Annotated in this window: 25 protein-coding genes and 1 tRNA gene; 11 read left to right on the top strand and 15 right to left on the bottom strand. The window is 62.4% G+C overall.

All coding sequences use genetic code 11. The annotated features are described in order from the left end of the window. On the bottom strand, positions 1-1,500 hold the full coding sequence (locus P0Y58_26185) for a cytosine permease (GenBank protein ID WEK30339.1): 1,500 nt from the start codon (positions 1,498-1,500) through the stop codon (positions 1-3). A gap of 93 nt (positions 1,501-1,593) precedes the next feature. Further along, on the bottom strand, positions 1,594-1,983 hold the full coding sequence (locus P0Y58_26180) for a nuclear transport factor 2 family protein (GenBank protein ID WEK30338.1): 390 nt from the start codon (positions 1,981-1,983) through the stop codon (positions 1,594-1,596). A 300-nt stretch (positions 1,984-2,283) separates the two neighbouring features. On the opposite strand from P0Y58_26180, the gene P0Y58_26175 reads away from it, so the two are divergent. The 3 genes from P0Y58_26175 to ppk2 all read left to right on the top strand — a co-directional run bounded on the left by P0Y58_26175 (position 2,284) and on the right by ppk2 (position 5,064). After that, positions 2,284-3,303, top strand: coding sequence for a transporter (locus P0Y58_26175; GenBank protein WEK30337.1), 1,020 nt, complete (start codon positions 2,284-2,286; stop codon positions 3,301-3,303). Positions 3,304-3,518: 215 nt separating this feature from the next. After that, positions 3,519-4,139: an isochorismate family cysteine hydrolase YcaC gene (gene ycaC / locus P0Y58_26170; protein ID WEK30336.1), complete on the top strand. Its 621-nt coding sequence runs from the start codon at positions 3,519-3,521 to the stop codon at positions 4,137-4,139. Positions 4,140-4,245: 106 nt separating this feature from the next. After that, positions 4,246-5,064, top strand: a complete 819-nt coding sequence (ppk2, locus tag P0Y58_26165; GenBank protein ID WEK30335.1) for a polyphosphate kinase 2 — start codon at positions 4,246-4,248, stop codon at positions 5,062-5,064. Between the two features lie 184 nt (positions 5,065-5,248). Here ppk2 and ychF read toward each other — a convergent pair whose 3' ends face one another. The 8 genes from ychF to P0Y58_26125 form a co-directional block, all read right to left on the bottom strand. Beyond that, a complete protein-coding gene (gene ychF / locus P0Y58_26160) occupies positions 5,249-6,349 on the bottom strand; it encodes a redox-regulated ATPase YchF (protein WEK30334.1) in 1,101 nt (366 codons plus the stop codon). A gap of 24 nt (positions 6,350-6,373) precedes the next feature. Then, complete coding sequence (gene pth / locus P0Y58_26155) at positions 6,374-6,958, bottom strand: aminoacyl-tRNA hydrolase (protein ID WEK30333.1); 585 nt, start codon at positions 6,956-6,958, stop codon at positions 6,374-6,376. A 79-nt stretch (positions 6,959-7,037) separates the two neighbouring features. Next, positions 7,038-7,631, bottom strand: a complete 594-nt coding sequence (locus tag P0Y58_26150; protein WEK30332.1) for a 50S ribosomal protein L25/general stress protein Ctc — start codon at positions 7,629-7,631, stop codon at positions 7,038-7,040. A gap of 118 nt (positions 7,632-7,749) precedes the next feature. Beyond that, positions 7,750-8,691 carry a ribose-phosphate pyrophosphokinase gene (locus P0Y58_26145; protein ID WEK30331.1) on the bottom strand — a complete coding sequence of 314 codons (942 nt, stop codon included), beginning with the start codon at positions 8,689-8,691 and terminating at the stop codon, positions 7,750-7,752. A 47-nt stretch (positions 8,692-8,738) separates the two neighbouring features. Beyond that, positions 8,739-8,813 (bottom strand) — tRNA-Gln (locus P0Y58_26140). 20 nt (positions 8,814-8,833) lie between these two features. Beyond that, entirely contained in the window at positions 8,834-9,694 is an 861-nt protein-coding gene (gene ispE / locus P0Y58_26135) for a 4-(cytidine 5'-diphospho)-2-C-methyl-D-erythritol kinase (protein ID WEK30330.1), read from the bottom strand. 4 nt (positions 9,695-9,698) lie between these two features. After that, positions 9,699-10,316 (bottom strand): lipoprotein insertase outer membrane protein LolB, encoded by a 618-nt coding sequence (lolB, locus tag P0Y58_26130; GenBank protein ID WEK30329.1) that lies wholly within the window; start codon positions 10,314-10,316, stop codon positions 9,699-9,701. 4 nt (positions 10,317-10,320) lie between these two features. Further along, entirely contained in the window at positions 10,321-12,042 is a 1,722-nt protein-coding gene (locus P0Y58_26125; GenBank protein WEK30328.1) for a tetratricopeptide repeat protein, read from the bottom strand. 267 nt (positions 12,043-12,309) lie between these two features. Between P0Y58_26125 and hemA the strand changes: the two genes are divergently transcribed. The 6 genes from hemA to P0Y58_26095 all read left to right on the top strand — a co-directional run bounded on the left by hemA (position 12,310) and on the right by P0Y58_26095 (position 17,660). After that, positions 12,310-13,587 carry a glutamyl-tRNA reductase gene (gene hemA / locus P0Y58_26120; protein WEK30327.1) on the top strand — a complete coding sequence of 426 codons (1,278 nt, stop codon included), beginning with the start codon at positions 12,310-12,312 and terminating at the stop codon, positions 13,585-13,587. Next, positions 13,584-14,666, top strand: a complete 1,083-nt coding sequence (prfA, locus tag P0Y58_26115; protein WEK30326.1) for a peptide chain release factor 1 — start codon at positions 13,584-13,586, stop codon at positions 14,664-14,666. The genes hemA and prfA overlap by 4 nt, the downstream gene beginning before the upstream one ends. Continuing rightward, entirely contained in the window at positions 14,666-15,496 is an 831-nt protein-coding gene (gene prmC, locus P0Y58_26110; protein WEK30325.1) for a peptide chain release factor N(5)-glutamine methyltransferase, read from the top strand. The genes prfA and prmC overlap by 1 nt, the downstream gene beginning before the upstream one ends. Further along, complete coding sequence (locus P0Y58_26105) at positions 15,490-16,245, top strand: molybdopterin-synthase adenylyltransferase MoeB (protein WEK30324.1); 756 nt, start codon at positions 15,490-15,492, stop codon at positions 16,243-16,245. Before prmC ends, P0Y58_26105 begins: the two co-directional genes overlap by 7 nt. Continuing rightward, positions 16,238-17,035, top strand: coding sequence for a glutamate racemase (gene murI, locus P0Y58_26100; protein WEK30323.1), 798 nt, complete (start codon positions 16,238-16,240; stop codon positions 17,033-17,035). Before P0Y58_26105 ends, murI begins: the two co-directional genes overlap by 8 nt. 106 nt (positions 17,036-17,141) lie before the next feature. After that, positions 17,142-17,660, top strand: coding sequence for an acyloxyacyl hydrolase (locus tag P0Y58_26095; GenBank protein WEK30322.1), 519 nt, complete (start codon positions 17,142-17,144; stop codon positions 17,658-17,660). Positions 17,661-17,723: 63 nt separating this feature from the next. On the opposite strand, the gene P0Y58_26090 is transcribed toward P0Y58_26095, so the two are convergent. From P0Y58_26090 to P0Y58_26070, 5 genes are all read right to left on the bottom strand, one after another. Beyond that, positions 17,724-18,422 carry an SDR family NAD(P)-dependent oxidoreductase gene (locus P0Y58_26090; protein WEK30321.1) on the bottom strand — a complete coding sequence of 233 codons (699 nt, stop codon included), beginning with the start codon at positions 18,420-18,422 and terminating at the stop codon, positions 17,724-17,726. Continuing rightward, entirely contained in the window at positions 18,419-19,861 is a 1,443-nt protein-coding gene (gene phrB, locus P0Y58_26085; protein WEK30320.1) for a deoxyribodipyrimidine photo-lyase, read from the bottom strand. Before phrB ends, P0Y58_26090 begins: the two co-directional genes overlap by 4 nt. Next, entirely contained in the window at positions 19,852-20,751 is a 900-nt protein-coding gene (locus P0Y58_26080) for a MerR family transcriptional regulator (GenBank protein WEK30319.1), read from the bottom strand. Before P0Y58_26080 ends, phrB begins: the two co-directional genes overlap by 10 nt. Further along, positions 20,741-21,709, bottom strand: coding sequence for a DUF523 and DUF1722 domain-containing protein (locus tag P0Y58_26075; protein ID WEK30318.1), 969 nt, complete (start codon positions 21,707-21,709; stop codon positions 20,741-20,743). Before P0Y58_26075 ends, P0Y58_26080 begins: the two co-directional genes overlap by 11 nt. Before the next feature lie 100 nt (positions 21,710-21,809). Next, positions 21,810-22,796, bottom strand: coding sequence for an NAD(P)/FAD-dependent oxidoreductase (locus P0Y58_26070; GenBank protein WEK30317.1), 987 nt, complete (start codon positions 22,794-22,796; stop codon positions 21,810-21,812). A gap of 187 nt (positions 22,797-22,983) precedes the next feature. Here P0Y58_26070 and P0Y58_26065 point away from each other — a divergent pair, with 187 nt between their 5' ends. Next, positions 22,984-23,889, top strand: coding sequence for a TIGR01777 family oxidoreductase (locus P0Y58_26065; GenBank protein WEK30316.1), 906 nt, complete (start codon positions 22,984-22,986; stop codon positions 23,887-23,889). Between the two features lie 13 nt (positions 23,890-23,902). Continuing rightward, positions 23,903-24,919: a ferrochelatase gene (gene hemH, locus P0Y58_26060; GenBank protein WEK30315.1), complete on the top strand. Its 1,017-nt coding sequence runs from the start codon at positions 23,903-23,905 to the stop codon at positions 24,917-24,919. The last annotated feature ends 101 nt before the right edge of the window (positions 24,920-25,020 follow it).

Below are 25,020 nucleotides of genomic sequence, written 5' to 3'. Positions count from 1 at the left end.
TCAGGCCATTTCGGCAGAGGTTACAGGCGTGTGCGCGGTGCTTTTGCAACGCACCCAACGCGGGCCGCGAGGGCCATACACGCCAGCAGGTTCAGGGAACAGGTTGAGCAGCAGCAGGTACAGCACGCCCGCCAGCCCCAGGGTGACCGGCAGGCTCAGGTCGATGCCGCCAGCCAGGTCACCGAGCGGGCCGACGAACTGCCCCGGCAGGTTGACGAAGCACAGGCCCACTGCCGCGCTGGGCAGCCATGCCCCCATGCCGCGCCAGTTCCAGCCATGCAGGAACCAGTAGTGGCCACCACGCTGGCCGCGGGTGAATACCTGCAGGTCATCGGCGTGGTAGAAGCCGCGGCGGGTAATCAGGCCGAGGATCATGATCACCATCCACGGACTGGTGCAGGTGATGATGAGTACCGCAAAGGTCGAAACGCTCTGCACCAGGTTGAAGGTGAAGCGGCCAACGAAGATGAAGCCGATCGCCAGCACGCCGATCAGCAGCGTGGCGCCTGCGCGGCTGAGCAGGCGCGGGAACACGCTGGACATGTCCAGGCCGGTGCCATACAGCGCAGTGGTGCCGGTAGACATGCCGCCGATCACCGCAATCAGGCACACCGGCAGGAAGAACCAGCTTGGCGCCACCGCCAGCAGGCCACCCACGTAGTTGTTTGCGGCGATGTAGTCCGGTGCCTGGGTCGCCACCAACGTGGCGGTGCACAGGCCGAACAGGAACGGAATCAGCGTTGCGCCCTGGGCCGCAACCACCGCCAGCATGATGCGCGCCTTGGGTGTTTCACGCGGGATATAGCGCGACCAGTCGCCCAGGAAGGCGCCGAACGACACCGGGTTGCTCATGGCCAGGATTGCTGCGCCGACGAACGCCGCCCAGAAGCCCGCCTGGCCGTGGTTGACGCTACCGGCGTAGCCGGCGTCGAACGGCCCGGCAAAGGCAGCGATGCCCAGCAGGAACAGCAGGCTCGAAGCCCACACGGCAATCTTGTTGACCCACAGCATGAAGCGGAAGCCGAAGATGCACACCACCAATACCAGCACCGCGAACAGCCCGTAGGCCAGGCCCAGGGTGAGGTCGGTTTCCGGCAGGCCGGCCAGGCGTTTGGCGCCGCCGATCAGGGCATCACCTGAGCTCCACACCGACAGCGAAAAGAACGCCACCGCCGTGAGCAGCGACAGGAACGAGCCGACGATACGCCCATGCACGCCAAAGTGAGCGCCCGACGAAACGGCGTTGTTGGTGCCATTGAGTGCACCGAACAAGCCCATCGGCGCAAGAATCAGCGCGCCGACGCCAACGCCGAGCAGAATGGCCCACACGCCCGCCTGGAACGACAGCCCGAACAGCACGGGGAAGCTGCCCAGCACAGCGGTGGCGAAGGTATTGGCACCGCCGAAGATCAGGCGGAACAGGTCCAGCGGGGAGGCGTCGCGTTGATCGGCGGGGATCTGTTCGACGCCGTTGGTCTCGATACCGGTCGAGTGGCTCATGGTGATGCTCCAGCGCGGTTGTTGTAGCCTGCGCAGGGCGCGGGCCTTCTTGTGGGTGCGATGGCAGGGCGGCAGGGCCGCGTAAAAAGGTAATCAGGCCGGCGAAACGACCGACAGGTGCTCGTGGCAGGCCAGCCACTGCTCACCCTGGCGGCGGAAGACGATGGTCTCGCGCTCGTTCAACTGGTGTTCTTCACCGGCGATGCGGATATGTGTGGCCACATCGTGCATGAAGATCGCCACGTCACCTTGCAGGCTTACCTGGGCATTGCCCGACTCGCAGGCGAGCACGGCAAAGCCCTCGGCCTGCCACTGGGCCCAGAGGTCTTCGTAGGCACGGCGCGACAGCAGCGGTTGCGGCACGGTGTGGAAAAGGAAGGTGGCGTCTTCGCTGAAGCAGGCGAAGTAGCGGGCGGTGTCGTTGCTGGCAAAGGCGGCAACGAGGTCGGCGGCGGCTTGCCGTACCTGGAGTGTCTGGTCCACGGGAGTGGCCTCACGGTTTTTGTGATTATGGTGAAGCGATTCTGGTGGCGGTTGGCGAGGGAACAAATCGCTGAAGGCAAATAATCAGTTCAGGAATTTGTGAAGTGATGCTCACGCTTCCTTTACCCTCGCGCGATCTGTGGTTCAAGGTGTGTTGATCGAAGTCGAAGAGAGCGACCAAGTAACCGACTAAGTAACCGACCAAGTAGGGAGCCTCTGCCGAGAAATTTGCTGTCATCTGACTGCAACGAATATTCAGCAACATTTCTGCCATCTCCCCGTGCCTCATTGCGAGTTCGAATGGGCCATCCCGCGCTGCACCTGCCACAGGATCACGACCTGTTCGGCCTGCTCTACGCTTTCGCCTTTCGCCCCGGCCAGCCCGGGCGCGAGATCGACTCGGCGCAATTGCTGCACAAGCTCGGCCAGCCGCTGGAGCCCGGCGAGTTCCTGTGGGTGCACCTGAACCTGGCCCATGCCGCTTGCGAACGCTGGTTGCGCACCCACCTGCAGTTGCCCGACGCCTTCTTTGAAACCCTGCGGGAGGGCTCCCGCTCGACCCGCATCGAGCACGCTGACTCGGCACTGCTGGCAGTGGTCAACGACGTGGTATTCAACTTTGGCCTGGTGTCGTCGGACATTTCCACGCTGTGGGCCTGTGCCAGCAGCCAGTTGCTGGTAAGCGCGCGATTACAGCCGTTGCACTCGGTGGACAAGCTGCGCTCGTCGGTCAAGCATGGTGAGCGCTTTCATTCGTCCATCGAACTGCTGGTCCACCTGCTGCGCGACCAGGGCGATGTACTGACCCAGATCGTGCGTGAAACCACCACCAGCGTCGACCGCATCGAAGACCAATTATTATCCCAGCGCCTCAGCGACAACCGTGCCGAACTGGGCAGCATGCGAAGGGTGCTGGTGCGCTTGCAGCGCCTGCTGGCACTGGAACCGGGGGCCTTGCTGCGCCTGCTCAACCGGCCGCCCGAGTGGTTGCAGGAACAGGACATACGCCAATTGCGCGCGGCCACCGAGGAATTCACTCTGGTCATCAGCGACCTCACCGCCCTGGGCGAGCGGATCAAGCTGCTGCAGGAAGAAATCGCCGCCAAGGTCAACGAACAGACCAACCGCACCCTGTTCACCCTCACCGTGGTCACCGTGCTGGCGCTGCCCATCAACATCATCGCCGGCTTCTTCGGCATGAACGTCGGCGGCGTGCCCCTGTCGGAAAACCCCCATGGCTTCTGGGTGCTGGTGGCACTGGTGGCGACTTTCACGGTGCTGGTGGGGCGCTGGGCATTTCGCAAACGGCGAGAGTACTGACGTCATTCCTGTGATGGCTGTACTGGCCTCATCGCCGGCAAGCCAGCTCCCACAGGTACTGCGCAAGCCTTTGGCCTGTGGTGAACCTGTGGGAGCTGGCTTGCCGGCGATGAGGCCAGTACAGCCAACTACAACCAAACCGACTGGCGGTCCCGTGCGCCTCACATCCTTGCCTACGCTGATACTCCCAACCCGCTGAAGCAAGGAGATCCACCGTGACCTTCCAATACAAGCGTCTGGACAAGAACAACGCCGCCGTGTTGCTGGTCGACCACCAGACCGGCCTGCTCTCGCTGGTAAGGGATATCGACCCCGACCGCTTCAAGAACAACGTGCTGGCCCTGGCCGACCTGGCCAAATACTTCAAGCTGCCGACCATCCTCACTACCAGCTTCGAGACCGGCCCTAACGGCCCGCTGGTGCCGGAGCTGAAAGAACAGTTCCCTGACGCCCCCTACATTGCACGCCCCGGCAACATCAACGCCTGGGACAACGAAGACTTTGTCAAAGCAGTAAAAGCCACCGGCAAGAAGCAGCTGCTGATCGCTGGCGTTGTCACTGAAGTGTGCGTGGCCTTCCCGGCGCTGTCTGCGCTGGAGGAGGGCTTTGAGGTGTTCGTCGTCACCGACGCCTCCGGCACCTTCAACGAACTGACCCGTGATTCGGCCTGGCGGCGCATGGAGGCGGCCGGGGCGCAACTGATGACCTGGTTCGGCGTGGCCTGCGAGCTGCACCGTGACTGGCGCAACGACATTGAAGGGCTGGGGACGCTGTTCTCCAACCATATCCCGGACTACCGCAACCTGATGACCAGTTACAGCAAGCTGGCCAAATAGCGCTTTGCGGGGGCTGCAACGGCAACCCCCGCATCAACCTGCAGGCGCAGCGGCAAACTGTCATGAATCGACCATACTGACTCTTCATTCGCCTCGGGAGAGTGTCATGTCGAAGCCGTCCAGGAAGAAACCCACCCAGGAACAGCCAGAAAAACTGGGCGGCAAGGCCTACGATAAAGCCCTCAAGCACCTGCATGTGGAACTGGTGAAATTGCAGGAGTGGGTGGTAGCTAAAGGCCTTAAGGTCTGTATCGTTTTCGAAGGCCGCGATGGCGCCGGCAAGGGCGGCACCATCAAGGCCATTACCGAGCGCGTCAGCCCGCGGGTGTTTCGCGTGGTGGCGCTGCCGGCACCGACAGAGCGGGAAAAAACCCAGATGTACCTGCAGCGCTATCTGGGGCATTTACCCGCAGCGGGCGAGGTGGTGATCTTCGATCGCAGTTGGTACAACCGGGCGGGGGTGGAGCGGGTAATGGGCTTTTGCTCCGGTGAACTCGTCGACAAGTTCCTCACCGGAGTACCGGTGTTCGAAAAGGTGATGGTCGAGTCGGGCATCATCCTCATCAAGTACTGGCTTGAGGTCAGCGCCGAAGAGCAGACTCACCGCCTGCAGGATCGCATCAACGATGGCCGCAAGCTGTGGAAGCTTTCGCCCATGGACCTCAAGTCGTACACCCGCTGGGATGACTACACCCAGGCGCGCGACGACATGTTCGCCGCGTCGGATACCGCCTGGGCACCGTGGTTCATGGCCCACTCCAACGATAAGCGCCGCGCCCGCCTGAACATCATCAGCCATCTGCTCAGCCGTATTCCGTACAAGGACATCACCCGCGACCAGGTGGTGAAGCTGCCCAAGCGCGGCAAGATCGGCAAGTACAAGGCCGTGGCCTACCCGTTCAAGGTTGTCGAAGCACGTTTCTGACTGTTGGGGGGCGGCGGCGCAGTCCCACCGTTACCTTAATATCTGTGCTGAGAACCGGGGCTGTGTTGCATGCCTTCGCGACACAACGCCGCTACAGCTCGGATGCATGCCTTGAAAGTGGTGAAAAAACAAAACCCCTTGAGGCGAGCGCTTCAAGGGGTTTGTGGTTACAGCAGGCTACCGCTTAGACGTTGAAGCGGAAGTGCATCACGTCGCCATCTTTGACGATGTAATCCTTGCCTTCCAGGCGCCATTTACCGGCTTCCTTGGCACCGCTTTCACCCTTGAACTGGATGAAGTCGTCATAGGCCACCACTTCAGCACGGATGAAGCCTTTTTCGAAGTCGGTGTGGATAACCCCGGCCGCTTGCGGTGCGGTGGCACCGACGCGAACGGTCCAGGCACGTACTTCCTGCACGCCAGCGGTGAAGTAGGTTTGCAGGTGCAGCAGCTCGTAACCGGCGCGGATCACGCGGTTCAGGCCAGGCTCTTCCAGGCCCAGGGCCTCAAGGAACATGTCCTTCTCTTCACCGTCGTCCAGCTCGGCGATTTCTGCTTCGATCTTGTTGCACACCGGCACCACGACCGCGCCTTCTTCCTCGGCGATGGCCTTGACCACGTCCAGGTGCGGGTTGTTTTCGAAGCCGTCTTCGGCCACGTTGGCGATGTACATCACCGGCTTGCTGGTCAGCAGATGGAAGCCACGGATGACGGCTTTTTCGTCGTCAGCCATGTTCTTCATCAGGCTGCGCGCAGGCTTGCCTTCGGTGAAGTGCGGGATCAGTTTTTCGAGGATGGCCTTCTGCGCCAGGGCTTCCTTGTCGCCGCCCTTGGCGTTGCGGGTCACTTTCTGCAGTTGCTTTTCGCAGCTGTCGAGGTCGGCGAAGATCAGTTCGAGGTCGATGATCTCGATGTCACGCTTGGGGTCGACGCTGTTGGAAACGTGGATCACGTTCTCGTCTTCGAAGCAGCGCACCACGTGGGCAATGGCGTCGGTCTCGCGGATGTTGGCGAGGAACTTGTTGCCCAGGCCTTCGCCTTTCGAGGCGCCAGCCACCAGGCCGGCGATGTCGACGAATTCCATCGTGGTCGGCAGGATGCGGTTTGGCTTGACGATTTCAGCCAGCGCAGCCAAACGGGCATCGGGCATCGGCACGATGCCGCTGTTCGGCTCGATGGTGCAGAAAGGGAAGTTCTCCGCCGCGATACCAGACTTGGTAAGGGCGTTGAACAGGGTGGACTTGCCGACGTTGGGCAGGCCGACGATGCCGCAGTTGAAACCCATGGGTATTCCCCTCTCTAAAGGAAATCAGGCCTTCTGGCTGTGCAGCTCGCGCATTGCCTTGGCAAAGTCGCCGGCAAGCACGTCCGGCAGCACGCCGAGGGCAAAATCGATGCTGGCGTCGAGCTTCTCCTGCTCGGCGCGCGGCGCGCGGCCCAGGACGAAGTTGGAGACCAGTTTGGCGTCGCCCGGGTGGCCAATGCCAAGCCGCAGGCGGTGGAAGTCGTTCTGGTTGCCGAGCTGCGCGATGATGTCGCGCAGGCCGTTGTGCCCACCATGGCCGCCGCCGCGCTTGAGCTTGGCAACGCCCGGAGGCAGGTCGAGTTCGTCGTGCGCCACCAGGATCGCTTCCGGCTTGATGCGGAAGAAATTGGCCAAGGCCGCGACGGACTGGCCGCTACGGTTCATGTAGGTGGTGGGGATCAACAAACGAACGTCGTTGCCCTGATGGCTGAATTTAGCCGTCAGGCCGAAATACTTTTTGTCAGCGGCGAGCGAAACACGCTGTGCGCTGGCAATGCGTTCAACGAAAAGAGCCCCTGCGTTATGCCGGGTCTGTTCGTATTCGGGGCCGGGGTTACCCAGGCCAACGATCAACTGGATGGCGGTCACGTCAGGGGCTCTTCCTTGGAGTTGGTGGGTCACAGTGCGCGCGGCACTGTAACCCGATCAACGCCGGCGTGCGAGTGGATTACTCGGCAGCGCCTTCTGCTTCTGGAGCAACGCGTGGAGCGTGAACGTTGGCAACAGCTTTGTCATCACCGTGGGCCAGAGCTACGAACTCTACGCCTTTCGGAGCTTTCAGGTCCGACAGGTGGATGATGGTGCCGACTTCGGCGTTGGCCAGGTCAACTTCGATGAACTCAGGCAGGTCTTTGGCTTCGCAGGAAACTTCGATCTCGGCAACAACGTGGGAGATCTCGCCGCCTTTCTTGACCGGTGCTTCTTCGTTGATGAAGTGCACTGGAACAACAGCGGTCAGTTTCTGGCCAGCAACGACGCGAACGAAGTCGGCGTGCATGATGAACTGCTTGGCTGGGTGACGCTGCATGGCCTTGATGATGACGTTCTGCTTAACACCGTCAACATTCAGTTCGATAACGTGGCTGAAGGCAGCTTCGTTTTCGAACAGCTTGGTGATTTCCTTGGCCAGGATGGTCAGGGATTGAGCTTCTTTGTCACCACCGTAGACAACGGCAGGGATGCTCAGCGCATGACGCAGGCGGCGGCTCGCACCTTTCCCCAGGTCAGTACGCGCTTGGGCGTTCAGGATAAAATCAGTCATTTTGTTTCTCCAAAATAGCCCCCCGAGGGCGTTTGCGACCAGCGCCAACGGGGATGGCAAAAAAGCCCCGCCCCAACACGTGTTGGGGCGGGGCGCTTCACATCAACACGCGTTCCGCTTAGCGGAACATCGCGCTGATCGATTCTTCATTGCTGATGCGGCGCACCGCTTCAGCGACAACCGGTGCGATATCCAGCTGGCGGATACGGCTACAGGCTTGAGCAGCGGCGGACAGCGGAACGGTGTTGGTCACCACCAGCTCGTCCAGAACCGACTTCTCGATGTTCTCGATCGCGCGGCCCGACAGGACAGGGTGCGTGCAATAGGCGTAAACCTTGGCAGCGCCGTGCTCTTTCAGGGCTTTGGCCGCGTGGCACAGGGTGCCGGCGGTGTCGACCATGTCGTCTACCAGGATGCAGGTGCGCCCTTCGACGTCGCCGATGATGTGCATAACCTCGGAGTGGTTAGCCTTTTCGCGGCGTTTGTCGATGATACCCAGATCGACACCCAGGGACTTGGCAACGGCACGTGCGCGCACGACACCACCAATGTCCGGGGAGACGATCATCAGGTTCTCGAAACGCTGGTCTTCGATGTCGTCAACCAGTACGGGCGAGCCGTAGATGTTGTCGACGGGGATATCGAAGAAGCCTTGGATCTGGTCAGCGTGCAGGTCGACGGTGAGAACACGGTCGATACCCACGACAGTGAGCATGTCAGCGACAACTTTGGCGCTGATGGCTACACGTGCCGAACGCGGACGGCGGTCCTGGCGGGCATATCCGAAGTAAGGAATCACGGCGGTGATTCGGGATGCTGAGGAGCGGCGGAAGGCGTCGGCCATCACTACCAGTTCCATCAGGTTATCGTTGGTCGGGGCACAAGTCGGCTGAATAATGAAGACGTCTTTACCGCGGACATTTTCATTGATCTCAGTACTGATCTCGCCGTCGGAGAATTTACCGACAGAGACGTCACCGAGAGGGATATGCAGCTGACGTACGACACGCCGAGCCAGATCGGGGTTAGCGTTCCCCGTAAAGACCATCATCTTGGACACGCGCAGTACCTGAAGGCTGAGGGTATACCTGGATGAGTATAGGAAAATGGCAGGGGCGGCTGGATTCGAACCAACGCATGGCAGGATCAAAACCTGCTGCCTTACCGCTTGGCGACGCCCCTGTATCTGTTGCTGCGAACGCTTATGCGCTCGACTTCTTGACCAGACTTTGCAGCTTGCGATGCAACATCGAAATATTGCTTCCTTTCGCCACAAACCCTGTTTGGGTCGCTGAAAGAAGGGCCAGAACTTTATCAGCTTCGGCTTTGCTTGGGAAGGCCCCAAACACACAACTTCCAGTGCCGGTTAGTCGAGCCTCAGTGAATTTATCCAGTGAATTCAACGCATTGCGAACTTCCGGGTAATTCTGCTCTACCACCGGTTGGCAGTCATTTCGACTGTTTCCCTTGGGAACGGGGCGCATCTTAAGGGGGAGTGAATCACGTGTCAACTGCGGATGTGAAAAAATTTCTACTGTGCTGACAGACACTTGCGGCACCAGCACGACATACCAAGGCTCTTCGGGGTCGACCGGGGTCAGCTTTTCGCCCACCCCTTGGGCGAACGCCGCATGGCCGCGCACGAACACCGGGACGTCCGCGCCCAGGCTCAGGCCCAGTGCGGCCAGGCGGTCTTCGTCCCAGTCCAGTTGCCACAGGTGGGCGAGGGCCAGCAGGGTAGTGGCGGCATCCGAGCTGCCACCGCCGATACCGCCACCCATGGGCAGCACCTTGGTCAGCCAGATGTCGGCGCCCAACGGGCTGCCGGACTGTTCCTGCAACTTGCGCGCGGCCCGCACGATCAGGTTGCTGTCATGCGGTACCGCCTCGATCTCGGTGTGCAGGCGGATCACGCCATCGTCACGTACGGCGAAACGCAGTTCGTCGCCATGGTCGAGGAACTGGAATACGGTTTCCAGCTCGTGATAGCCATCCGCGCGGCGGCCAATGATATGCAGCCACAGGTTGAGCTTGGCCGGGGCGGGCAGGGTAAGCGTGTGCATGAAATCAGTGCCCCAGCTGGCGTGGCTGCCAGTCCTTGACCACCAGGGTCACGTCCAGATCCTTGCCGTGCAGTTTCAGGCGTTCGGGCAACCAGTAGCCATTCTGCTCGGTGTAGCTCAGGTACTGCACTTGCCAGCCGTCCTGTTCGAGGCTGGCCAGGCGGCTGTCGCCGTCCAGGGTCAGCTTGCTCTTGCTGTCGGGGGCGGGCAGGCCACGGACCCACCAGACCAGGTGCGACACCGGCAGTTTCCAGCCAAGCTGCTCTTCTAGCAGGGCTTCCGGGCTGGCGGCCTCGAAGCGGCCCTGGTTGGCGACTTCCAGCACCACGCCGCCGGGGCGGCCGGTGAGGCGTGCGGCGCCGCGGCCGAGCGGGCCTGCCAGGCGAATGTCGTAGTAGTCCTGGCGCTGCAGCCAGAACAGCGTGCCACTGCCGGAGTCGCGCGGGGCGCGGATGCCGACTTTGCCGTTGATCTGCCAGCCATCAAGGCTGCTCAACTGCGCTTTATGGGCCCGCCACTGTTGCGGGTCGCCGTGACCTTGCAGGGCCTCGCGGCTGCCGAAGCCGGTACAGCCGGCCAGCAGGGCGATCAGGGTAAAGGTAATGCAATGGCGCAGGAACATGGCGTTAAAGGGTCTCGGATCCGGTCAGGCGCAGGATGGTCTTGCGCAGGATGGGGCTGTCGGCCTGGGCTTCGAAGCCCTTGGCCCATACCTGGCGGGCTTCGCGGCGCTTGCCGTTGGCCCACAGCACTTCGCCCAGGTGGGCGGCCACTTCGTGATCGGGGAAGTTGGCAAAGGCCTGGCGCAGGTAGGTTTCAGCCTCGTCGAGGTTGCCCAGGCGATAGTTGACCCACCCCAGGCTGTCGAGTACCGCCGGGTCGTCCGGCGTCAGCTGGTGGGCCTTGTCGATCAGCGCCTTGGCTTCGCTGTAGCGGGTGGTGCGGTCGGCCAGGGTGTAGCCCAGGGCGTTCAGCGCCATGGCATTTTCCGGTTCGCGGGCGATGATGGCGCGCAGGTCCTTTTCCAGCTGCACAAGATCGTCACGCTTTTCAGCCAGCATCGCGCGGGTGTACAGCAGGTTGAGGTCGTCCGGGTAACGCTGGATGGCTTGCTGCAGGACCTGGCTGGCCTGGGCGTCCTTGTTGTTGTTGCTGTAGCTTTCCGATTCGATCAGGAACAGCTGGATGGCGTAGTCCGGCTGGGCTTCGCGGGCCTCGGCGAGCAGGCGCGAGGCCTCGGTGCCGCGGCCGTTGGCAATCAGGATGTCGGCCTGGCGCAACTGCGCCGGCAGGTAGTCGGGGCCTGGGCCGACCAGGGCGTACTCGCGCAACGCGCCAGCGGGGTCGTGGCGTTCCTCGCGGATGCGGCCCAGGTTCAGGTGTGCTGCGTCGACATTGCTGTCGCGCTCGATCAGCTCCTGCAGGTAGCCTTCGGCCTCATCCCAGTCCTTGTTCTCCAGGCACACAAGGGCCAGTGAGTAACGCAGTTCGTCATCGTCGGGGTATTGCTGGACCAGGCTGAGGAACTCGCCTTTGGCATCGGCGATTTTGTCCTGTTCGACCAGGGTGCGGGCGTAAGTCAGGCGCAGGCGTTTGTCATCCGGGTTGTCGCGGATGGCGCCGCGCAGCAGTGGCAGTGCCTCGGGGCCGCGGTCCAGGGCCTGCAGCAAACGGGCGCGCAGCAGGATCGGGGCAATTTCGCCGTTTTGAGTCGGGTGCGATTCCAGCAGCTCCAGCGCCTCTTCGGCCTTGCCGTCCTGGTTCAGCAGAAGGGCTTTGCCGAACACCAGCTGGCCGTTGTCCGGGTACTTCACCAGCAGGCGTTCGAAGCTTTGCAGCAGGCCGTCGCGGGTGCTCTGGTCGGTTTCGGCGGCAGACAGGGCGAGGAAGTCGAAGTGGGTGTCGCCTTGGCCCTGCAGCACCTTTTCCATATAGGCCATGGAGTCGTCATAGCGGCCGGCGCGGGCCAGCTGGATGGCGGCGGCGCGCTGGGCGTCGAGGTTTTGCGGGTCGTTGCGGGCCCAGACCAGCGCGTTGTCCAGCGCCGGTTCGTCGGCGCCGAGGTATTCGGCAATACGGTAGGCGCGCTCGGAAACCGCCGGGTCCTGGGTTTTGGCTGCCTGGTCGGTGTAGTTGGCCAGGGCGATGTCGAAGCGGTTGCGCTGGCCGGCCAGCTCCGCGACCAGCAGGCTATACAGCGTGTCCTGTTTGAACGAGCCATACACCACGGGCTTCTCTGCCTCGCCCTTGCCGGCTTCGGCGACGGGAGGCTCGGCCTTTTGCGGGGCCAGGCTCTGGCAGCCCTGGAGCAGGGCGAAGGCAAGCAGCAATGCGTATGGTTTGTTCATAGAAGGCTTTTGGGGGACTCACCGGCGGTCGGAGCATGATGACACAAGCGCGGGGGCAAACCCACCTGTGCTGATTCTGGTTAACTGCGACCTTTGAGGGGGTGGAGGGTTCCGTAACGGAGGCGGTGCTGGGTGTCCGCCACAACATCGTTGTCGCCTGTGAAATCGGCATACCCTACTGCTATCACGACAATAGCGAACGGTGGTTGTTCTAAAACCTGCGAAAGAGGACAATTATCGGCTTCCCGTCACAACCAGCGACCTTGCATGGCCTTTCTTGCACTTGGTATCAACCATAAGACTGCCTCGGTAGACGTACGCGAGCGCGTGGCGTTTACCCCAGAGCAGCTGGTAGACGCCCTGCAACAGCTCTGCCGACTGACTTCCAGCCGCGAGGCGGCGATCCTGTCGACCTGCAACCGCAGCGAGCTCTATATAGAGCAGGACCACCTGTCTGCCGACGCCGTGCTGCAATGGCTGGCCGACTATCACCGCCTCAGCCTGGACGAGCTGCGCGCCAGTGCCTATGTGCATGAAGAGCACGATGCCGTGAAGCACATGATGCGCGTGGCTTCGGGGCTGGACTCCCTGGTGCTGGGCGAGCCGCAGATTCTTGGCCAGATGAAGTCCGCCTACGCCGTTGCGCGCGAGGCCGGCACCGTCGGCCCGTTGCTTGGGCGCCTGTTCCAGGCCACCTTCAGCGCTGCCAAGCAGGTGCGCACCGACACCGCCATCGGTGAAAACCCGGTCTCGGTGGCGTTTGCCGCGGTCAGCCTGGCCAAGCAGATCTTCAGCGACCTTGCCCGAAGCCAGGCCTTGTTGATCGGTGCCGGCGAAACCATCACCCTGGTCGCCCGCCACCTGCATGAGCAGGGCGTGCGTCGTATCGTCGTGGCCAACCGCACCCTGGAGCGGGCCAGCATCCTGGCCGAGCAGTTCGGCGCGCATGCCGTACTGCTGGCCGACATCCCCCAAGAGCTGGCCAACAGCGACATCGTCATCAGCTCCACCGCCAGCCAGCTGCCGATCCTGGGCAAGGGCGCGGTCGAGAGTGCGCTGAAACAGCGCCGGCACAAGCCGATCTTCATGGTCGACATTGCCGTGCCGCGCGACATCGAACCTGAAGTCGGCGAGCTGGACGACGTCTACCTGTACACGGTCGATGACCTGCACGACGTGGTGGCAGAAAACCTCAAGAGCCGCCAGGGCGCAGCCCAGGCGGCCGAAGAACTGGTGTCGGTGGGCGCCGAAGACTTCATGCTGCGCCTGCGTGAACTGGCTGCGGTGGACGTGCTCAAGGCCTATCGCCAACAAAGCGAGCGCCTGCGCGACGAAGAACTGCAAAAGGCCCAGCGCCTGCTGGCCAACGGCGGCAACCCCGAAGAGGTAATGGCCCAATTGGCCCGGGGGCTGACCAACAAACTCCTGCATGCGCCCAGCGTGCAGTTGAAAAAGCTCTCGGCCGAGGGCCGCCTTGATGCGCTGGCCATGGCCCAGGAACTCTTTGCCCTCAACGAGGGCTCCACGGACAAATCCCCGCAATGAAAGCGTCGCTGCTGAATAAACTGGATATTCTCCAGGACCGTTTCGAAGAGCTCACCGCCCTGCTCGGTGATGCCGAGGTCATTTCCGACCAGACGCGCTTTCGCGCGTATTCCCGTGAATACTCCGAGGTCGAGCCGGTCTACGCTGCTTATAAAGAGTGGTGCAAAGTCCAGGGCGACCTTGAAGGTGCCCAGGCGCTGCTCAAGGACAGCGATCCGGACCTGCGCGAAATGGCCGTGGAAGAAGTGCGTGAAGCCAAGGAACAGTTGCTGACGCTGGAGGCGAAGCTGCAACGCATGCTGCTGCCCAAAGACCCCAACGATGGCCGCAACGTGTTCCTCGAAATCCGCGCCGGCACCGGTGGCGACGAGGCGGCGATCTTCTCCGGCGATTTGTTCCGCATGTATTCGCGCTATGCCGAAAAACGCGGCTGGCGCCTGGAGATCCTGTCCGAGAACGAAGGCGAGCACGGCGGCTACAAGGAAATCATCGCCCGTGTCGAGGGTGAGCACGTCTACGGCAAGCTCAAGTTCGAATCTGGCGCTCACCGTGTCCAGCGCGTGCCCGAAACCGAATCCCAAGGCCGTGTGCACACCTCCGCGTGTACGGTGGCGGTGCTGCCCGAGCCGGATGAACAGGCAGCCATCGAAATCAACCCGGCCGACCTGCGCGTAGACACCTATCGTGCATCCGGTGCAGGCGGCCAGCACGTCAACAAGACCGACTCTGCAATCCGCATCACTCACTTGCCCACCGGTATCGTGGTGGAGTGCCAGGAAGAGCGTTCGCAGCACAAGAACCGTGCCCGTGCCATGTCCTGGCTGTCGGCCAAGCTGAACGACATGCAGACCAGCGCCGCGCAGAACGCGATTGCCAGCGAGCGCAAGCTGCTGGTGGGCTCCGGAGACCGTTCCGAGCGCATCCGCACCTACAATTATCCACAGGGCCGTGTGACCGATCACCGTATCAACCTGACCTTGTACTCGCTGGATGACATCCTCAGCGGTGGCGTGGACGCAGTGATCGAACCGCTACTGGCCGAATACCAGGCCGATCAACTGGCTGCCCTGGGGGACTGATGACTATCATCGCCAGCTTGTTGCGCAACGCGCAGCTGCCCGAATCGCCCACCGAGCGGCTGGATGCCGAATTGCTGCTGGCGGCGGCCATCGGCAAGTCGCGCAGCTACCTGCACACATGGCCCGAGCGGATCGTCAGCAGCGAAGATGCCGAGACCTACGCCGGTTACCTGCAGCGCCGCCGTGGCGGTGAGCCGGTCGCCTACATTCTCGGGCAGCAGGGTTTCTGGAAGATCGACCTGGAAGTGGCGCCGCATACCCTGATCCCGCGGCCGGATACCGAACTACTGGTCGAGACCGCCCTCGAACTGCAAGCCGCCTCGCCAGCCAAGGTCCTCGACCTGGGCACCGGTACCGGTGCGATTGCCCTGGCCCTGGCCAGCGATCGCCCGGCCTGGCAGGTCACAGCGGTTGACCGGGTGGAAGAGGCCGCTGCCCTGGCCGAGCGTAACCGCCAGCGCCTGGGCCTGGCCAACGCCCAGGTCCGGGTAAGCCACTGGTTCGACAGCCTGGCCGGCGAGCGTTTTGACTTGATCGTCAGCAACCCGCCCTACATCGCCGCCGCAGACCCGCATCTGGTAGCGGGTGACGTGCGCTTTGAGCCCAGCAGTGCGCTGGTGGCCGGCGCCGATGGCCTGGACGATTTGCGCGTGATCGCCGCCCAAGCCCCTGCGCACCTGTTGCCGGGTGGCTGGCTGTTGCTGGAGCATGGTTACGACCAGGCAGCGGCGGTACGTGCATTGCTGACTGAGCAGGGCTTTGACGAGGTCGCCAGCCGAACGGATCTGGGCGGCCATGAACGCATTACCCTGGGGCGCCTGCCATGCTGAGTGATGAGGAATTGCTGCGTTACAGCCGGCAGGTATTGCTGGCCCAGATCGATATCGACGGCCAACTGCGGCTCAAGCAGAGCAAGGCTCTGATCGTCGGCCTCGGCGGCCTGGGCTCTCCGGTCGCACTGTACCTGGCTGCGGCCGGGGTAGGTGAACTGCACCTCGCCGACTTCGACACCGTCGACCTGACCAACCTGCAACGCCAGGTGATTCACGACAGTGCCAGCGTCGGCATGAGCAAGGTCGATTCGGCCTTGCAGCGCTTGCACGCGATCAACCCGGAGATCGACCTGGTTGCCCATCGCCAGGCCCTGGATGAAGACACGTTGGCCGCTGCTGTGGCGGCGGTCGACCTTGTGCTGGACTGCTCCGACAATTTTGCTACCCGTGAAGCGGTCAACGCTGCCTGTGTGGCGGCTGGCAAACCGCTGGTGAGCGGCGCGGCGATCCGCCTGGAAGGGCAGTTGTCGGTGTTCGACCCTCGGCGCGACTACAGCCCCTGCTACCACTGTTTGTATGGGCATGGCAGTGAAGATGAACTGACCTGCAGCGAAGCTGGGGTTATCGGGCCGCTGGTGGGCCTGGTGGGCAGCCTGCAAGCGCTGGAGGCGATGAAGCTGCTGGCCGGGTTCGGCGAGCCGCTGGTCGGCCGTCTGTTGTTGATCGATGCTCTTGGCACCCGTATCCGCGAGCTGCGCGTCAAGCGCGACCCGGCTTGCGCAGTCTGCGGCAAGCGCGATGGCTGAGCGTTCGGCGCCGGTCGGCGTGATGGACTCGGGGGTCGGCGGTTTGTCGGTGCTCGCCGAGATCCAGCGCTTGCTGCCCAACGAGACGCTGCTGTATGTGGCCGACTGCGGCCACGTGCCTTATGGTGAGAAGTCGCCGGACTACATCCGTGAACGCTGCCGGCGCATCGCCGCGTTCTTCCAGGAGCAAGGGGCCAAGGCCATGGTCCTGGCGTGCAATACCGCCACGGTGGCGGCGGTGGCCGACTTGCGCGAGTTGTACCCGACCTGGCCGCTGGTGGGCATGGAGCCTGCCGTGAAGCCCGCAGCGGCGGCGACCCGCTCGGGCGTGGTCGGTGTGCTGGCCACTACCGGGACCCTGCAGAGCGCCAAGTTCGCCGCCTTGCTCGACCGCTTTGCCAACGACGTGCAGGTCATCACTCAGCCTTGCCCGGGGCTGGTCGAACTGATCGAGACTGGCGACCTCGCCAGCCTGGCGCTGCGCCAGATGTTGCTTGGCTATGTGCAGCCGTTGCTGGCCGCCGGCTGCGACACGCTGATCCTCGGTTGCACTCATTACCCCTTCTTGCGCCCGTTACTGGCCGACCTGGTACCAGCGGATGTGGCGATCATCGACACGGGCGCGGCCGTGGCGCGTCAGTTGCAGCGGCTGCTGGGTGCCAATGACCTGCTGGCCGAAGGCCCGGCCGGCGAGGCCCGTTTCTGGACCAGCGCTGCCCCACAAACCCTGAGAAAAATCCTACCTGTGCTGTGGCATGAGTCCGGCGATGTGCAAAGCTTCGCGTTGTGAAAAAAACGTGAAATACAGCTGAACTATCGTTCCACTTCTGCTTTCTACCGCTTCGCCTGGCATGAGGCGGACACTAATAACAGCATCAGGAAGAAGGATGTTTCTCATGAAGAAACTGCTCGGCTTGGCGGCGGCTGCCGCCTTTACCTTGGGGCAAGCGATGTCGGCGCAGGCTGCCGACGTTTCGTTTTCAGTGGGGCAGACCGGTGACTCGACGATGGTGTATCGGCTGGGGCTGCAATCGAACTGGGACGTGAGCTGGTGGCAGACCAGCGTCGGTCGGCTGACCGGCTACTGGGATGGGGCCTACACCTATTGGGATGGCGACAAGACGGCCAGCAACCATAGCCTGTCTTTTGCGCCGGTATTCGTCTATGAATTTGCCGGGCAGTCGGTAAAGCCCTACATCGAAGCGGGAATCGGTGTGGCGGCATTCTCCAGCACCGAGCTGGAAAGCAACGAACTCGGCTCGGCGTTTCAGTTTGAGGACCGCATCGGCTTTGGCTTGCGCTTCGCCGGCGGGCATGAGATCGGGGTACGGGCGATTCACTATTCCAACGCCGGCATCAAGCAGCCAAATGATGGCGTGGAGAGCTATAGCCTGCATTACCGCATGGCGCTCTGATCTCACCTGCACCGACTTCCTCGCGCCAAACCTGGGCGAAGAAGTCAGTACAGCTCTCAAATCTTAGCGCGCCAAGGGCCACAGGCCGCTAAGGTCCAAGGTTTCCAGTACCAGCTCTGGTTCACCCTGGGGCCAACGCTGCAGCAACGTTTGTGCCGCACTCTGCGGTGTCCATTCCTCAGGTATCGCCAGCGTGGACGTCAACGGCGTCTTCGGCGATTGCGGCGCCACCACTGTCAGTTCAACCCCTTGGGCCTTCAGTGCCTTGCGTTGCTCGCGCATCCACTGTGGCGTGTTGTTCCAGCCTGCCGTCACCTGCGTCGGTGCGTACAGCTGCAACGCTGAATAGCGATTGAAAACCGCCATCACCTGAGGCGAATCTCCCTTCTCCAGCAAGGGCAATGCATGGGCCAGGCAATGCTCTGCGGCCAGCTGGTTGCTGGTGACGATGGCCTCGATCAGCTCGCTGTCGGGTACATCATCAGCCAGGTAGTCACTGGTGCCCGCATTGATGATCAGACCATCCAGCGAGCACCAGGCATGGCATATTTGCTGGCAGGCAGCCGCTGCCTGTTGTTCGTCATGCAGCTGCCAAGGCAAGCGCAACAGTTGGCTGCCATAGCGCGTGCTCAAGGCATCGAGCCCTTCATCATCCCTACCACTTGTTGCGACGCGATGCCCCTGTTCCAGCATCCGTTCCACCAAAGCCAAGCCAAGTCCATTGCTTGCGCCTGTAACCCAAAACCTGCGTGAGTTAATCAAGACGTTGCCCCCTGATGCTGCTGGCGCGGCAGGCTTTTGAAAGCTTCCAATGCACGCAAGCGACTACTACTGAGTTCTACTATTGGACTTTGATACAAACTATTAGCAAAAAGATCCGCTGATTTCATCGGTTGATGGATGGTTTTTTCATCGAGCCCCTCCAGTTCAGGTAACCATTGGCGAATGAAGCGCCCTTGCGGGTCAAAGCGCTGCGACTGCGAAATCGGGTTGAATATACGGAAATACGGCACGGCGTCGGTGCCGGTGGACGCGCTCCACTGCCAGCCGCCATTGTTGGCGGCCAGGTCGCCGTCTATCAGGTGGCGCATGAAGTGCCGCTCGCCCTTGCGCCAGTCGATCAGCAGGTTCTTGCTGAGAAACATGGCCACGACCATGCGCAGGCGGTTATGCATCCACCCGGTGTGCAGCAACTGGCGCATGGCGGCGTCGATAATCGGGAAGCCCGTGCGGCCCTGCTCCCAGGCTTCGAGGTCGGCCGGTGCATCGCGCCAGGGCAGGGCTTCGGTGTGCGCGCGAAAGGCGCGGTGGCGCGAGACTCGTGGATAACCGCTCAGGATGTGTTTGTAGAATTCCCGCCACAGCAGTTCGTTGATCCAGGTCTGCACGCCTGCACTGCCACTGTCGAACTCGCCGCGGTTGCTGGCCAGGGCACCGTGCAGGCACTGGCGGGGCGAGATCACGCCAGCGGCGAGGTAGGCAGAAAGCTGACTGGTGCCGGGCTTGGCTGGCAGGTCACGCAGTAGCTGGTAGTCATCGATGGTTTCGTCCAGAAAGCGGGACAGCCGCCCCTGCGCCTCGGCTTCCCCTGCTGGCCAATATTCACGCAAGGCCTGCGCGGGTGTTTCAAAGCCGTCCACCTGCTGCGGGATCGGGTCACTGTGGATCTGCAGCGGTGCCTGAGGCTTAACCCGGTGGGCCAAGGCAGGCAGGCTACGGTGCAAGTGTTCCAGGCAGTTTTTCTTGAACTGGCTGAACACCTGGAAGTAGTCACCACTGCGGGTGAGGATGGTGCCTGGGCGGAAAAGCAGTTGGTCGAGGTGGCTGCAAGCCTGGATGGACGCCTTTTCCAGCAGGGTGCGGGCGGCATCGTCGCGCTGCTGTTCGTTGATGCCGTACTCTTCGTTCCAGTGCACGCTTTGCACCTGGTGTTGGCGGCATACGTCGAGCACTGCCTGGGGGGCCTGGTCCCAAGTGTCGACGGTACGGATCAGCAGGGGGATATTCAGGCTTTCCAGCGACTGGCGCAGGTCGCGCAGGTTGCGCAGCCAGAAATCGACTTTGCAGGCGGCGTCATCATGGGCCTGCCATTGTCCGGGGCTGACCAGCCATAGCGCGATGGTCGGGCCGCGCTCCGTAGCGGCGCTGAGTGCGGTGTTGTCATTGATGCGCAGGTCGCTGCGCAGCCAGGTCAGGTGCATGGGGCATTCATCTCTACAGGCGGGCGGTCATGGGCTTGAAGCAAGCGCAATGCCGCCTGCGGGGTTTCGAACAGGGCGAGGTTGGGTAGCTTGAGGCCATGCAGCTGCGCTTCATGCAACACCAGCGTCGGGCCGCCGGCCAAGGTTGTCATGGGCAGGTTGTGCAGGGTGCGTTGCAGTGCTTTGGCATCGATGCGTGGGCCCAGGTGCAGGAGCACGGCGCGAGGGTTGAGCGTGGTGATGGCGCGTTGCAGGTGCGGACCGGCAACCGGGTGCTCAAGCACCTCGACCGGAAAGCCGTTGCTGGTGAAGAGCCAGGCGCATAGCCACAAGCCGGGGCTGAAGGCACGTTCACTGTCTTCCACCAGCAACACCGCAGGGCCCTGCAGCAACTGGTTGTCATGGTAGACGCGGGCACCAAGCTTGCTGCGAAGCCAACTGTGGAAAAACGCCTGTTCCAGCTGTGCATTGAAGTAGTTGCGCCAGCGCAGGTCGAGGAGGTCGAGCAGCGGCAGCAGCAGTTGTTCGCACAGGGTAACGGCCGGGTACAGGGCCATGGCCTGGTTGAGCTGCTGGTCAAGGGCGCGCTGTGACAGGTTGGCAATGGCCTCGATCAGTTGAAATTGCCGGGCCTGCCAGTCGCTTTTGGGCGGCGTGCTGGAAGGTTTGTCGAGCAGCTCGCGAACCTGGCCGACCGATGCCCCACGCTGCAACCAGCCAAGAATTGCCTCGACCCGCTCAACCTGTTCCAGCGGGTACAGGCGATGCCCTTTGGCGGTTCGCTGGGGCTTGAGCAGGCCGTATCGGCGTTCCCAGGCGCGCAGGGTGACCGGGTTGACGCCGGTGCGGCGGGCCAGTTCGCCGATGGGCAGCAATTGCTCAGACCGCATTGCGCAAACCCAGGCTCTCGGGGTGCGGCTGCAGGTAGGCTTGCTGCTGCAGGTAGGGGTCGGGGTGCTTGCGCAAATGGTGCTTGAGCAGGGTCAGCGGCACCACCAGCGGCACAACGCCTTGCTGGTACTGACTGATGATTGTCTGCAACTCGGCTTTGTCCTGTTGGGTCAGGCTGTCCTTGAAATAGCCGCTGAGGTGCTGCAACACATTGCAGTGAGTGCCGCGGTTGGCACAGCGGCTCAAGGCCTGCATCAGCTGACTGAAATAGCGTGGGCCGATGCTGTGAGGGTCGTCATCCTTGCTCATGCTGCCGAGCAGGCGGCCCAAGGTGCGGTAGGCCTGGGGATTGGTGGCCATCACCAGGTATTTGTAACGCGAGTGAAAACGTACCAGGGCCCCACGGCTAAGGCCTTCGGCCAGCAGGCGCTGCCAATCGGCGTAGGCGTACACGCGGGTGATGAAGTTCTCGCGCAATACCGGGTCATGCAGGCGACCCTCTTCTTCGACTGGCAGGTCGGGGCGTTGCGCGCAGAAGGCCTGGGCATACACGCCGCGCCCACCCTGAAAGGCCGGGTGGCCGTTGTCCTGGTACACCTTGACCCGCTCCAGGCCACAGGAGGGGGATTTTTGCATGAAGATATAGCCACAGATGGTGTCGAGTTCGGCGGCCATCTGCTCGCCATAGCTGCGTAGCGGGCCGGTCAGGTCCATGTCAGGGTTACGGGTGCCGAGCACTTCCGGTCGTTCGGGATTGCCGACCAGGCGGATAGGGTCACGCGGTACGCCCAGGCCGATGGCAACTTCCGGGCACACCGGCAGCCATTCGAAATGGGCATCCAGTTGCGTGCGGCACAGGTCTGAGGCTTTGTGGCCGCCGTTGTAACGCACGCTGTGCCCGGTCAGGCAGGCGCTGATGGCGATACGCGGCTTGCTGTGGGCTGATGGGTCGTGCATGGCTGCCTCCGGTAAACCTGTACGAAGCAAATATCTTGTACAAGTTTATTCCAGCACAGCCCGGAAGTTATGCAAACTAGAATTTGTGTATAGCGCTACATCACTCCAAGTGTTCCAGCAGTCGTCGCGCTGCTTCCTGGCCGCTGAGCCAGGCGCCTTCTACCCGCCCGGACAGGCACCAGTCGCCGCAGGCGTACAAGCCTTGATCAGCGTCGGCCAGTGCGCCCCACTCATGATTGCTGCCTGGGCGCGCATAGAGCCAGCGGTGGGCCAGGGCGAAGGTGGGTGCCGGCACCACGCAACCGACCAGCTCGGCGAATTCGCCCCACAGCTGTTCGATCACTTCTTCCTTGGACAGGTCGATGTGCTGCCGGCTCCAGTCAGAGGTGGCGTGCAACACCCAGGTATCGAGTTGCTCGTCGCGGCCGGGCTTGCTGCGGTTTCGAGCCAGCCAGTCAAGCGCGTTGTCCTGCACGAAACAGCCTTGCATCGGGGTGTCCAGCGGTGCCTGGAAGCCTAGGGCGACAGCCCACACAGGCTCCATTTGCACGCCCGCAGCCACGGCGGCCAGTTTCGGTGTGGAGGCCAGAAGCGGCGTGGCCTGGGGGGCTGGCACGGCGATCACCACGCGGCTGTAGGGGCCATGGCTGCAGCCTTCGGTGTCTTGCAGGTGCCAGTACTGCTTGCCGCGGAATACCTCGGCGATGCGGCAGCCGAAGTTTACTGTCACATCCTTGAGCAGGCCGCGGGTGATGGCGCTCATGCGTGGCACGCCTACCCAGCGCGTCTGCTCGTCAGGGGAGGGGGTGAGCTCGCCATCGCGGTAGTTGTACAGCTGGGGCTTCCACTGCTCGGCCCAGCCAGCGGTTACCCACTCTTGCACCTGCTCGACGAAGCGCCGGTCCCGTGCAGTGAAGTACTGGGCGCCGAGGTCCAGCGCACCGGCCTCGCTGCGTTTGCTGGCCATGCGCCCGCCACTGCCGTGGCCTTTATCGAACAGATGCACGGATTGCCCGGCCTTTTGCAAGGCCTGGGCCGCTGACAAGCCGGCGATACCGGCCCCGATGATGGCAATAGGTACTGTCATGATGGCCTCTTCAAACCTTGCTGTGAGCAGACTACGCTGTCAGGCAAACCTGTACAATCCAGAAAATCTGTATAAGGTTATTCCGCTTTGACGGGCAGGTTGGCCTATGTTTATCCGAGAGCGTCGGGTCAAAAAAGTGCCTTGATGTTAAAAATAGACCACCGCTGCATTCTGCGAGGACACAGCCATGCATATATTGCTGACAGGTGGCACCGGATTGATTGGCAAACACCTGTGCAAGTACTGGCTTGGCCAGGGGCACCGGCTCACAGTCTGGAGTCGGCGACCTGAACAGGTGGCGAAAATTTGTGGCACTGGCGTACGTGGCATCGCCCGTCTGGAGCAACTGGAGGCGGACGATCACCTTGATGCGGTGGTTAACCTGGCCGGTGCGCCGATTGCCGATCGCCCTTGGACGGCCGCTCGGCGCAACCTGCTGTGGGCCAGCCGGGTCACCCTGACCGAGCAGTTGCTGACCTGGTTGGGCACTCGCGAGCAACGCCCCAACGTGCTGATCTCCGGCTCTGCGGTGGGCTGGTACGGTGACGGTGGCGAACGCGAACTGACCGAGGCTTCGCCACCGGTGCGCGAAGATTTTGCCAGCCAGCTGTGCATTGCCTGGGAAGAGACGGCCCAGCGCTCCCAGGCACAAGGTATCCGTGTGGTGCTGGTGCGCACCGGGCTGGTGCTGGCCAGCGATGGCGGCTTTTTGTCGCGCCTGCGGGTGCCCTTCAAGCTGGGGCTGGGCGGGCCTTTGGGCGATGGGCGGCAGTGGATGCCGTGGGTCCATATAGACGACCAGGTCGCCCTGATTGATTTTCTCTTGCAGCACAAGGATGCCAGCGGTCCTTATAATGCCTGCGCCCCGGAGCCGGTGCGTAATCGCGAGTTCGCCACGCGCCTGGGCCGGGCCTTGCACCGGCCGGCGCTGCTGCCGGTGCCGGGATTGTTGCTCAAGGCTGGCCTGGGCGAGATGTCGACCTTGCTGCTGGGCGGCCAGCGGGCACGGCCGGTACGCTTGCTGGCGGCTGGCTTTACCTTCCGCTTCAACGATCTGCAATCGGCCCTGGACAACCTGTCCAGCCGCCTCTGACATAGGACGCTGCATGACCGATCACGCCCTGCTGCTGGTCAACCTGGGTTCCCCGGCCTCCACCTCGGTGGCTGATGTGCGCCGCTACCTCAACCAGTTCCTCATGGACCCGTATGTGATCGACCTGCCATGGCCGGTGCGGCGCCTGCTGGTGTCGCTGATTCTGGTCAAGCGCCCGGAGCAGTCGGCGCATGCCTATGGCTCGATCTGGTGGGAGGAGGGTTCACCGCTGGTGGTGCTGACCCGTCGTCTGCAGGCCGCAATGGTCGAGCACTGGCCCCATGGCCCGGTGGAGATTGCCATGCGCTATGGTCAGCCAGCCTTGCCCGACGTGCTGGAGCGCTTGGCGGCGCAAGGTGTGCGCAAGGTGACCTTGGCACCGCTTTATCCACAGTTCGCCGACAGCACGGTGACCACGGTGATCGAGCTGGCCAAACAGACGGTCAGCGAGCGCCAGTTGCCGCTGCAGATGCGCGTGCTGCAGCCGTTTTACGAGCACCCGGACTATATCGAGGCACTGGTTGCCAGCGCCCGGCCGTACCTGGAGCAGGAGCATGACCATGTGCTGCTGAGCTTCCACGGCCTGCCAGAGCGACATCTGAAGAAGCTGTTTCCCAAGGGCACCAGGCACGACCTGCGGGCTGCCGATTGTTGCAATGGCGCATCGGCCGAAGTGCGTGAGGTTTGTTACCGCGGGCAATGCCTGGCCACGGCCAAGGCGTTTGCGCAACGAATGGGCATACCGGAGGGTAAGTGGTCGGTATCGTTCCAGTCGCGGCTGGGCAAGGACAAATGGATCGAGCCTTATACCGAGGCGCGGTTGGACGAGCTAGGCAAGGCAGGGGTGAAGAAGCTGCTGGTGATGTGCCCGGCGTTTGTGGCGGATTGCATCGAGACGCTGGAAGAGATCGGCATGCGCGGCAGCGAGCAGTTTATCGAGGCGGGCGGGCGGGAGCTGGTGCTGGTGCCGTGCCTGAATGATCACCCGGAGTGGGTGAGGGTGCTGGCCGGGATGTGTGAAAAGGCCTGATTTTTCATGTTGCCTGTACCGGCCTCTTCGCGGGTGAACCCGCTCCCACAGATATAGCGTTAACCTGGGGAAGCGGGAAACCTGTGGGAGCGGATTTACCC

Origin of the sequence: Candidatus Pseudomonas phytovorans (assembly GCA_029202525.1) — a bacterium.
Taxonomy (GTDB): Bacteria; Pseudomonadota; Gammaproteobacteria; order Pseudomonadales; family Pseudomonadaceae; genus Aquipseudomonas; species Aquipseudomonas phytovorans.
The sequence above is the reverse complement of the archived record's forward strand: the minus strand, read 5'-3'. Positions and strand labels throughout refer to the sequence as shown.

Bases quoted from the DNA above. Each gene is read 5' to 3' on its own strand.
- P0Y58_26185 (WEK30339.1), bottom strand. From the start codon at position 1,500: ATGAGCCACTCGACCGGTATCGAGACCAACGGCGTCGAACAGATCCCC.
- P0Y58_26175 (WEK30337.1), top strand. From the start codon at position 2,284: ATGGGCCATCCCGCGCTGCACCTGCCACAGGATCACGACCTGTTCGGC.
- ppk2 (WEK30335.1), top strand. From the start codon at position 4,246: ATGTCGAAGCCGTCCAGGAAGAAACCCACCCAGGAACAGCCAGAAAAA.
- ychF (WEK30334.1), bottom strand. From the start codon at position 6,349: ATGGGTTTCAACTGCGGCATCGTCGGCCTGCCCAACGTCGGCAAGTCC.
- P0Y58_26150 (WEK30332.1), bottom strand. From the start codon at position 7,631: ATGACTGATTTTATCCTGAACGCCCAAGCGCGTACTGACCTGGGGAAA.
- ispE (WEK30330.1), bottom strand. From the start codon at position 9,694: ATGCACACGCTTACCCTGCCCGCCCCGGCCAAGCTCAACCTGTGGCTG.
- lolB (WEK30329.1), bottom strand. From the start codon at position 10,316: ATGTTCCTGCGCCATTGCATTACCTTTACCCTGATCGCCCTGCTGGCC.
- P0Y58_26125 (WEK30328.1), bottom strand. From the start codon at position 12,042: ATGAACAAACCATACGCATTGCTGCTTGCCTTCGCCCTGCTCCAGGGC.
- hemA (WEK30327.1), top strand. From the start codon at position 12,310: ATGGCCTTTCTTGCACTTGGTATCAACCATAAGACTGCCTCGGTAGAC.
- prfA (WEK30326.1), top strand. From the start codon at position 13,584: ATGAAAGCGTCGCTGCTGAATAAACTGGATATTCTCCAGGACCGTTTC.
- prmC (WEK30325.1), top strand. From the start codon at position 14,666: ATGACTATCATCGCCAGCTTGTTGCGCAACGCGCAGCTGCCCGAATCG.
- P0Y58_26105 (WEK30324.1), top strand. From the start codon at position 15,490: ATGCTGAGTGATGAGGAATTGCTGCGTTACAGCCGGCAGGTATTGCTG.
- murI (WEK30323.1), top strand. From the start codon at position 16,238: ATGGCTGAGCGTTCGGCGCCGGTCGGCGTGATGGACTCGGGGGTCGGC.
- P0Y58_26095 (WEK30322.1), top strand. From the start codon at position 17,142: ATGAAGAAACTGCTCGGCTTGGCGGCGGCTGCCGCCTTTACCTTGGGG.
- phrB (WEK30320.1), bottom strand. From the start codon at position 19,861: ATGCACCTGACCTGGCTGCGCAGCGACCTGCGCATCAATGACAACACC.
- P0Y58_26080 (WEK30319.1), bottom strand. From the start codon at position 20,751: ATGCGGTCTGAGCAATTGCTGCCCATCGGCGAACTGGCCCGCCGCACC.
- P0Y58_26075 (WEK30318.1), bottom strand. From the start codon at position 21,709: ATGCACGACCCATCAGCCCACAGCAAGCCGCGTATCGCCATCAGCGCC.
- P0Y58_26070 (WEK30317.1), bottom strand. From the start codon at position 22,796: ATGACAGTACCTATTGCCATCATCGGGGCCGGTATCGCCGGCTTGTCA.
- P0Y58_26065 (WEK30316.1), top strand. From the start codon at position 22,984: ATGCATATATTGCTGACAGGTGGCACCGGATTGATTGGCAAACACCTG.
- hemH (WEK30315.1), top strand. From the start codon at position 23,903: ATGACCGATCACGCCCTGCTGCTGGTCAACCTGGGTTCCCCGGCCTCC.